This is a genomic window from Clostridium uliginosum, from assembly GCF_900112485.1.
Lineage (GTDB): Bacteria > Bacillota > Clostridia > Clostridiales > Clostridiaceae > Clostridium > Clostridium uliginosum.
In genome coordinates this window covers 61,657-69,007 of record NZ_FOMG01000021.1, presented here as the reverse complement: position 1 = coordinate 69,007, position 7,351 = coordinate 61,657, and the positions used below count along the sequence as shown (strand labels likewise).

6 protein-coding genes are annotated in these 7,351 nt (G+C 26.5%); 1 reads left to right on the top strand and 5 read right to left on the bottom strand.

Annotated elements, in window-relative coordinates; translation table 11 throughout:
* Positions 1-475 precede the first annotated feature (475 nt).
* Both BM027_RS13065 and BM027_RS13060 read right to left on the bottom strand, forming a co-directional pair.
* Positions 476-2,494: an ABC transporter permease gene (locus BM027_RS13065; RefSeq protein WP_090092626.1), complete on the bottom strand. Its 2,019-nt coding sequence runs from the start codon at positions 2,492-2,494 to the stop codon at positions 476-478.
* Positions 2,484-3,251: an ABC transporter ATP-binding protein gene (locus BM027_RS13060; protein WP_090092624.1), complete on the bottom strand. Its 768-nt coding sequence runs from the start codon at positions 3,249-3,251 to the stop codon at positions 2,484-2,486. The genes BM027_RS13065 and BM027_RS13060 overlap by 11 nt, the downstream gene beginning before the upstream one ends.
* A gap of 780 nt (positions 3,252-4,031) precedes the next feature.
* Here BM027_RS13060 and BM027_RS13055 point away from each other — a divergent pair.
* Positions 4,032-4,844: a MerR family transcriptional regulator gene (locus BM027_RS13055; RefSeq protein ID WP_090092621.1), complete on the top strand. Its 813-nt coding sequence runs from the start codon at positions 4,032-4,034 to the stop codon at positions 4,842-4,844.
* Between the two features lie 423 nt (positions 4,845-5,267).
* On the opposite strand, the gene BM027_RS18275 is transcribed toward BM027_RS13055, so the two are convergent.
* From BM027_RS18275 to BM027_RS13045, 3 genes are all read right to left on the bottom strand, one after another.
* Complete coding sequence (locus tag BM027_RS18275; protein WP_175559990.1) at positions 5,268-5,423, bottom strand: hypothetical protein; 156 nt, start codon at positions 5,421-5,423, stop codon at positions 5,268-5,270.
* A gap of 466 nt (positions 5,424-5,889) precedes the next feature.
* Positions 5,890-6,264, bottom strand: a complete 375-nt coding sequence (locus BM027_RS13050; RefSeq protein ID WP_090092619.1) for a nuclear transport factor 2 family protein — start codon at positions 6,262-6,264, stop codon at positions 5,890-5,892.
* A 282-nt stretch (positions 6,265-6,546) separates the two neighbouring features.
* Positions 6,547-7,245 carry a cell wall-binding protein gene (locus BM027_RS13045; RefSeq protein WP_090092617.1) on the bottom strand — a complete coding sequence of 233 codons (699 nt, stop codon included), beginning with the start codon at positions 7,243-7,245 and terminating at the stop codon, positions 6,547-6,549.
* Between the last annotated feature and the right edge of the window lie 106 nt (positions 7,246-7,351).

Genomic DNA, 7,351 nt, shown 5'->3' with positions numbered 1-7,351 from the left:
TTATGTGATGTATTTGTTGTTTTTAGCGAAATCATTATATCACAAAGGAATGGCTTATTTATTTTTTACAATTTTTGTTTACTCAACAACCTATAATGAATAAACTTTATTGGAACTTATATACTATAAATAAAAAAAGTATCTGTCTTCTAATATACATCATTTAACGGTATTAGTGTATTCAAAAAAAGAAATAGAAATAACAAGTCAGTATGTTAGTCTATTTTGAGTCATACTACGTCAGTAACATTAGCTAATAGTTTACTATTGGCTAATGTTACTTCCTTATCTGACTCAAAATATACGTCACATCTTTGACTTGTTATTTTGTTTCATATGCCTTAGCGAAATTTTTCTGGTCTTCTGGAATAAATGTTATTTCTATTTCTTTGTTATTACTTCACTTGGTAATTCTAAGACAGCCCATTTTAATCTGTTATCACTTTACCTTATAATTGGATGCTTAGATTAAACTCTACGCATTTTCATTATTAACTACACTTTTATATGCTATATATGTTGCATATAGATATCCACCATATACAATAAACATTATTAAAGCTGTTACTAATATTGATTTTAGTTGATCTCCTCCACCTATGGACATCATATAACTATTTACTACATTAATTCCTACATATGAATGAATTAATGCAACTGCTAATGGCAACATAAAGAATGTTATTACCTGTGTAAAAATACTCTTATTAATCATCTTTTTTGTTGCACCAATTTTTCTTAATGATTTATATCGTTCTATTGACTCATTACATTGTGATAATTGTTGAAGCGCAAGCACTGCTGCACTTGATAATAATAATACTATTCCTATATACACAGCTATAAATAATGCTATTGTAGATATTCCTCTACTTGCTTCATATGCCATTTCCCTTGTTTGACCATAAATAACATAATTCAAATTTTTATATTCATTATTATCAAACATAAATCCAGTTAAAATATCAGTTAACTGTCTCTTAGCTTCCTCTTTATTATTTCCTGAAAAATTTAAATTCAACATTTCTTCTGACACTTTAAGCCCATCAACTACATTATCTGGTACTATTAAATTAAACAGGCTAACACGTGATGTTGAAATGCCTTCAGTTAGAATTTTCTTTTCTTTTATTTTAAATTCTTTGTTTCCTATTTTTATTGAATTTTCTTTTTCAATGAATTTTTTTAATATACCTTTTAATGGTTCATAATCAGATGATACCAATACTTCATCATCTTTTAAATCTATGATTGATTCCCCTTTTAATTTTTTCATACTATTATATTCTGATAATTTAAGCATATTTGTTTTTTCAAATACTCTCATATCTAAAGTTTGTTTTTCATCATTAGCCGTTGCATATTTCTCTAATAAGTCTTTAGTACTCATATCATTCTCATATTGTCTTAATAAAACATAATTTGAATTATCCTCTAAATTATAATTTAATTCTTTTAATGCATCTAAAACTGGAACTTTGGTGTCCTTAATATTACTAATTTGCATAGATGCATCAAAAGGTGTTTGATTTACTAATGAGCTTTCCGCTGAATTCTTTATAACTAATCCAGTTGACAGCGTTCCTATTGTAACAAATAGCATTAAGCAAATTATTGTCATTGAAATAAAATTAGTATTAAATTTACTTGAAATCTGTCTTATGCTAAATATGTTTAATCCATTTAAATATACATTCTTATTTTTTTGAAGTATAAAAAACATGACTGATGAAAATCCATAAAAGAAAAGTGCTGTTCCTAATACTCCAAATACTAATGAAACTTTAAACCTAAAATCATTAAAATTTAATCCTACTTTATTAACTAAATAATAAGCATATCCTAATATAATTAATGAAACAATTAATATAAAACTTGATAAATAAGGATTTCTCACTTTTACTTTTTCATTCTTCTTACTTGCACATAATAAATCAATTAGTTTATATCTTGAAACGATAATTACATTAAATAGCATAACTAACAAATACATTATTCCAAAATATAAAATTGTTTTTAAAATTGCACTGTTTGAAATTACAAAACTGTATTTAGTCATTTGTACTGCAAAAAGCTTAGCTGTAAATATTGATAGCACTTGGGCAAATAACATTCCAAGTAAGAGCCCCGCGATTAATGATATTATTCCTATATATAAGGTTTCAAGGAATAATATTTGTGACATTTTTCTTTTTCCCATGCCTAAAACCATGTATATTCCAAATTCTTTTTTTCTTCTATTAATTAAAAAGTTAGTTGCATATATTATAAGTCCTCCCAAAATAACAGATACGCCAACTGATATAACTGAGATCATATTACCCATAACTTTAACATATTCAGATTGCCCTTTACTCATATCAGCAACAACAGATTGTGAGTCAATTGAATTAAAGCTGTAAAATATGCATACTGCAAAAGTTAAAGTTAAAAAATAAATAGTATAATCTTTAAAACTTTTCTTTACATTATTTAATGCCATTTTAGAATACATCTTTAGAGTCACCTCCAAGAAGAGTAACAATATCTATTATTTTATTAAAAAATTCTTTTCTAGAATCTTCGCCTCTAACTAATTCATTGAAAATACTGCCATCTTTTATAAATAAAATTCTATGAGCATAGCTTGCAGTAAAAGCATCATGAGTTACCATTAAGATAGTTGCTTGTAATTCTTTATTTAATTTTTCAATAGAATTTAAAAGTAATTTAGCAGCTTTTGAATCCAAAGCTCCTGTTGGCTCATCTGCTAAAATAAGCTTTGGACTGCTAACTATTGCTCTAGCTGCTGCAACCCTTTGTTTTTGTCCTCCTGACATTTGATAAGGATATTTATTTAAGACTTCAAATATATCTAAACTTTGAGCTGATTTTTTAACTAGTTCATCAACTTCCTTACCCTTTTTGCCACCTATTGTTAAGGCTAAAGCTATATTTTCATAAGCTGTTAAAGTATCTAATAAATTGAAATCTTGAAATATAAATCCTAATTTATCTCTTCTGAATTTCTCTAATTTTCTATTTTTCAATCTTGTAATATCATCATTATCAATTGTAATAGCTCCTGTAGTTACATTATCTATAGTAGATATGCAATTTAGCAAAGTAGTTTTACCACTACCTGAAGGTCCCATTATTCCAACAAATTCACCCTTTTCAACCTTAAAACTTATATTATCAAGTGCCTTTGTAACATTTTCTTTATTTCCATAATATTTTTCTACATTTTGTACATTTAATATATTTTCCATAAACTTTCCTCCTAATTTTTCCTTATAAATCGAATTTGAAAAATTCAATATAGTTCATATTTTTTGGGATATGTCTTAAATCCATGTTGATATTGTTACATATTGTTCAGTGTGCTAAACAATCAATCGACCTTATGACTATATTCTAATGCCCTTAAAGCTTTTTTCATATCGAATTATCTTTCAACTATCTTACAATATTGAAAGATTTCTATTTAGGCATATTAAAGGAAATAACAAGTCAAAGATGCGACGTATATTTGGTGCAAGGGCAAGGAAATAAAATTAACGCATAGCAAGCTATGGGCTGATTTTATTGACGTGAGTAGAGAACCAAAAGTGAGAATCGAAATTTTATATTTCGTTCTTCGAACTTTCACACCGTGCAATCTATGATTTTGTGTGAATCACTTACTCAGCGAGTGTATACGAGTCGAGCTTCCTTATGACGCAAAATAGACTAGCATACTGACTTGTTATTTATTTTAATATGCCTTGTAACTAAAATATTATTGCAAAACAAGCAATAAAGCTACTTTATTATTTTATAATGTTTAAATATTATATATATTACAATAACAAGTCTTCAATAAATAAAGTAGCTGTTTATGGTTGTGTTGTATATTTAAATTTGCAATGTATATAAATAGTTTAATATTGATTTTAAAAGAATCTTATTTGAAAATATGGTAAAATACAAAAAAGATATTGACTCTAACATGGTGTGAGGCATTATTCTTAAATTGTAATTAGCAATGATATTTTTAGGGAGTTGATTTTATGTTTAAGATTGGAGATTTTTCTAAACTAACAATGGTATCTGTACGTATGCTGCGATATTATGATGAGATGGGACTTTTTAAGCCTGCTGAAATAGATGTGTTCACTGGATATAGATATTATTCAGCTAATCAAATTACTAAGCTTAATCTCATTGTTGCTCTTCGTGATATGGGTTTTAATGTGTCTGATATAGCAATTGCTATAAATGAGCAATCTGATGAGAAATTGAAAGATATTTTAAAACAAAAAGAGGCAGAAGTGAAAAATAATATTAAAGCTGAAGAAGAAAAACTAAAAAAAATCAATGCTAAAATTAAGAATTTGAAAAAGGAGAAAGTCAATATGAATTATAATGTTACACTAAAATCAGTACCGTCATATAAAGTTATCTCATTAAGAGATACCATACCAACATATGATGTAGAAGGAATCCTTTGGCAAAGGTTAGGTGAATATATTCAAGATAAAAAGATTTCTTGTAGTAATATTGCTTATGCCACCTACCACGATGAAGATTATAAAGAAGGGCCAGCTGATGTAGAAGTTGCAGTTGTTGTTGAAAAATTATTAAATGATGCTGATGGTTTTACTTTCAAAGAAACTGTACCAATAGAACAAGTTGTAAGCATCTTAGTTCCAGGTGAATTTTCAAATATTGCTCCTGCATATAATTATCTTGGACAATGGATTGAAGAAAATGGATATGGTATATGTGGTAGTGCCCGTCAATTACCTCTAAAAGGACCTTGTAATGAAGCAAACCCTAATGATTACTTAACTGAACTACAAGTCCCAGTAAAAAAATTATAAATTAAACTTTTTCAGAGCCCTGTGATTGTCAAAACCTAATTTAAAATAATATTAATATTACTTTTTTATACGAACTATATATGTATAATTTGCAAGCAATATAAAAACCAGCAAATAATTTGCTGGTTTTGTTTCGTAATATATTTTATTCATATTTTAAATATTACCAATTTTCATAATGTATTATTTCTTCAAGTGTCTTTCTTGGGCGAGCTTTTGGTGTTTCATTTGGATAACCTCCCCATTATTTTTATTGCTCATTTTTTTCCTCCATAAGTATAAATGAAATTTATACTAAATTGTTAAATTAATACGTTAATATAAATAAGAACTAATTTTAATTATTGATGCCCATTTTAAGAAAAATATGAATGTTGATTGAATAAAATTTCCATAGACTAGACCGCTTATTTCAATACCAATTTATTTTTTTCTTATTTTTCTCCATAAATATATAAGAGATTTTCCAAGCCCTAATTGTTCACCTACATAGTTTGCCACCACCATACAAATTTTCATAATTACTATATATATAAATAAAACACTTAATACTTTTAATGTAAACTGAATATAATCCATAATTCCTCCTTATCATCAATCAAATAATCAACGGTATTTCTGTACATAAAATTATGAGTATGAAGCAACTCATATATAAATTGTACCATTATTTCCCTTGAAACTATATTTGTTTATATATATCAACATGCCTTATTGTTAGTTGCTCTTTAAGTAGTCATAAACTGTATAAATGTTTTGAGTATATTAAGGACATATCTAAACTTCTGTGATATCTTTAAATATAAGAAGAAAGATGTAACTCCTGCAATGTTGCTTGAAATAGAACATGTCAAAATATAAGAATATTGTAATTTAAAAAACAACATTATGTTTATTAATGCAGTAAGTTCTTGTCTTTGTTGGTTATTATTAAGTCCTTATATAGAAATATCATAGTAATAACAAAACTCAATACAGAAAAAACCATATATAGAACTCTATTATAGGGTAATGTTTTTATATAAAAGTCCCTGACATTCTTCTTCTAAATTTGAGATGTCAGTGTTCCTTGATGAAAAAGCATTTTCCACTTTCCTTCATAACATTTCCATATAGAACTACGAAGTGAATATTTTTTATTTTCATTTGCTTCGTTATGTTTTATTACCTTATATATTGCTAATATACAATCATCTGATAATTGTTTTATTTTAAAATCTATAATTTTCCAAAATAATTCGTGATTATCATTTTGTTTTTGAAATACGTCACCACTTTTATAATGATATTCACTTCCCGAACTGGTAAACTCAATAAAATCATCTGCTAATATTTCATTTACTTTTTGTGGCGATTTTCTTATTTCTGACTTCAATAAATCATTTTCAAGTTGTAATATAAGTTTTTCAATTGATTCCATTTTTATTATTCCATCCTTTTAATTCGTTAAATCTTACTATTGTAATTTAAAAAACAACATTATGTTTATTAATGCAGTAAGTTCTTTTCTTTGTTGGTTATTATTAACTCCTTATATAGAAATATCATAGTAATAACAAAACTTAATACAGAAAAAAACATATATAGAACTCTATTATAGGGTAATGTTTTTACATTAGAAAAGCTAGAAAATTTAATTCCTAGCTTTGAAAATTTCTTCATTGAGCTATATAACTTACAGCTTTATTATTTATTTTATTTTTTAAAATTTAATTGAAAAATTATCTTTTTCAAGTGTTTTATAATTTTTTGTAATAATTACGAATTTTCCTTCTATATTATTAAAGTTAGTTGAAATTGAGCTATTGCTAAATTCAATACCATTTATTATGCTCTTCCCTGATGTAATATTAGGACTAAACATACCATATACCATAAATCCATCTATAGATACACCATCAGTTTGTATTATTAGGTCCTGATTACTTTTATTTTCAATTTGAAGTTTTACTTTTTTACTGTATGATCCAGCTCTGTCTACTCCTAAATAAGTAATTTTTGCATAATCATTATCTAATACTACCTTTTGATTTTCTTTTGGTTGCATAACACCTTTTGAATCTAAATAATAACCATCAATTACAGTATCGGTTGCTAAAGTACCATCAGATTTTAAATAATAATCTTTTCCACCATCGTTTATCCAACCAGTTTTCATTGTTCCATCACTGCCTAAATAATACCAATATCCAATATTTAACCAACCTGTTTGCATTTTTGCATCTTTAAAGCAATACCACTTACCATCAATTTGTTCCCATCCATAATAAGCATGGTGTCCATTTTCACTCCAACTCCAACTATTGTCGGTATTTTGTTTCCATTCAGCTGAAACTCCAATTGGAGTAATTCCTATTACTAGTAAAGTTATTAATAAAGTAGCAATTATCTTTTTCTTCATTCTAATATTTCCCCATTTTGTTTTATACCATAATTATATATTGTATCTAATTATTGTCAAATATACCAATGTATAAATTGTTAGTTATAATATATTGAACATGCCA